Origin of the sequence: Desulfosarcina cetonica JCM 12296 (assembly GCF_001311845.1) — a bacterium.
Taxonomy (GTDB): domain Bacteria; phylum Desulfobacterota; class Desulfobacteria; order Desulfobacterales; family Desulfosarcinaceae; genus Desulfosarcina; species Desulfosarcina cetonica.
Genome location: NZ_BBCC01000546.1, coordinates 1 through 596, shown reverse-complemented (window position 1 = coordinate 596; position 596 = coordinate 1). Strand labels below are relative to the sequence as shown.

1 protein-coding gene is annotated in these 596 nt (G+C 64.8%); it reads left to right on the top strand.

The genetic code is table 11. The annotated features are described in order from the left end of the window. Positions 1 to 399: nitrous oxide reductase accessory protein NosL (locus JCM12296_RS35505; protein ID WP_157068237.1), on the top strand; the 399-nt coding region annotated here is incomplete at its 5' end. Between the last annotated feature and the right edge of the window lie 197 nt (positions 400 to 596).

Sequence of the window (596 nt, the reverse complement as noted above, 5' to 3'; positions counted from 1 at the left end):
GTCCGGGTGTGCGCCATGTTCCCGGCCCGGCATTCGGCGTCGGCCGCGGCCATGACCCTCAACAACGGCTCGACGTTTTACTTCTGCAGCAATGGTTGTCTGCTGCGGGCCTTTCTGCGGCCCGCGGCCTACCTGAATGCCCGGCCATCGGATATCGATCGTCTCAGCGTACGGGATTACTTCTCGGGCCGGCCCACGGATGCACGCAAGGCCACCTGGGTCGCCGGCAGCGATGTGGTCGGCCCCATGGGCCCGGCGATCATCGCCCTTTCGGATGCCGGGCAACTGGCGGCTTTCCAACGCCGCCATGGCGGTGATACCGTCTTCTCCTTAGACCAGTTGACCGACGATCTGTGGAAACACATCAGTCATCATGAACTGCCGCCCGCAGACAGATGAGCATTTTCTTCAAGCCATGTCGATCCCGCCCTTACGCCATTCGCCGCCCGCCTGGCCCGCCCCCTGTGGTCCGGCCAGGCGATGGTTGGTCTTCTGCGCCGCCATCAGCCTGCTGTTTCTTCTGATGACGGGGCATGCTGCTGGTATCCCGACGCGCGCACCCGCCCCAGGCGCCGACGATCACCTGGATGCAGGCC